This is a genomic window from Zoogloea sp. (assembly GCF_030157465.1).
In the GTDB taxonomy this organism is placed as follows: Bacteria; Pseudomonadota; Gammaproteobacteria; order Burkholderiales; family Rhodocyclaceae; genus Zoogloea.
The window spans coordinates 1-1,404 of the sequence record NZ_JAOAUU010000035.1 but is presented as its reverse complement, the minus strand read 5'-3'; the positions used below and the strand labels follow the sequence as shown (position 1 = coordinate 1,404).

General features: G+C 67.9%; 1 protein-coding gene. It reads right to left on the bottom strand.

The window, feature by feature from the left end:
• Nucleotides 1–1,404 (bottom strand): Ig-like domain-containing protein (locus Q1W26_RS04025; protein WP_300436207.1); only part of this gene is annotated, 1,404 nt, incomplete at both ends.

Here is a 1,404-nt window from a genome sequence, read left to right as displayed (position 1 = left end):
GCAGCACGTCTCCAGCATCGGGGTCGGCAAAACCGGCTGCGGTGGGAAGTGTGACCGCCAGGGCGTCGCTGGAGTTGAAGTCGGGCAGGGTGCCGACGATGACGGGCGCGTCGTTAGTGCCGGTGACGGTGATGACGAGCTCGGCGGTGTCGGTCTTGCTGCCGTCGCTGACGGTGTAGGTGAAGACGTCGGTGGCGGGGGCCCCGGCGGCCAGCGCGTCAGCGTGGTTGGCAACGTAGGTGTAGCTGCCGTCGGCCTGCACGGTGAGCGTGCCGTAGGTGCCGGTGATGGCCGTGCCGATAGTGCCGGCGGTGCCGCTGGCGTTCTCGGCGCCGGTGCGGATGGCGGAGATCGTCAGGGTGTCGCCATCGATGTCGCGGTCGGTGCCGGCGGGCGTGGCGGTGCTGGTGATCAGGCCGTTGGTTGCCGAGACGCTCAGGGTGGCGTCTTCAGTGACGGCGCCGAGGTCGTTGGCCGCAACGGGCGCATCGTTCTGCGGAGCGACGTTGACCGTGGCAATCGCCGTGGACGTGCCGCCCTTGCCGTCACTGATGGTGTAGGTGACTTCGACCGGGCCATTGATGTTGGCGGCCGGGGTGAAGGTCAGGGTGCCGTTGGCGTTCACGACGACGGAGCCCTTGAGCGGATCGACGTTGGCGCCGGTGACGCTGAGCGTGTCGCCATCCGGGTCGGTGTCGTTGCCGAGCACGGTGAAGGTGACGGGCAGGTCTTCGTTGGTGGCGGCCAGGTCGGCAACTGCAGTCGGGCCGTCGTTGGTGCCGGTGACGGTGATCGACACCGTGGTCGTGGTGCCGTCGACGCTGGTGACGGTGAAGGTTTCAGGGCGGGTTTCGCCTTCCTTCAGGGCCTGGACTTCGGGTTTGCTGTTGTCGAGGGTGTAAGTCCAGGCGCCGTCGGCGGCGAGGGTGAGCGTGCCGTACAGGCCCGGGACATCAGTCTGCGGCTGGAAGGCGACTTCGCCGGCGTCCGGGTCGACGATGCTGAGGGTACCGGAGGCGGTGGTCTGAGCCGGCGTGTCTTCCTTGACCGCACCGGTTCCGGTGCCGAGCACGGCGGTGTCGGCGGTCGGAGCGATGTTGACCGTGGCAATCGCCGTGGACGTGCCGCCCTTGCCGTCACTGATGGTGTAGGTGACTTCGACCGGGCCATTGATGTTGGCGGCCGGGGTGAAGGTCAGGGTGCCGTTGGCGTTCACGACGACGGAGCCCTTGAGCGGATCGACGTTGGCGCCGGTGACGCTGAGCGTGTCGCCATCCGGATCGGTGTCGTTGCCGAGGACGCCGAAGGTGACGGGCTGGTCTTCGGTTCCGGTGGCGGAATCTGCGCGAGCCGTCGGGCCGTCGTTGGTGCCGGTGACGGTGATCGATACCGTGGTCGTGGTGC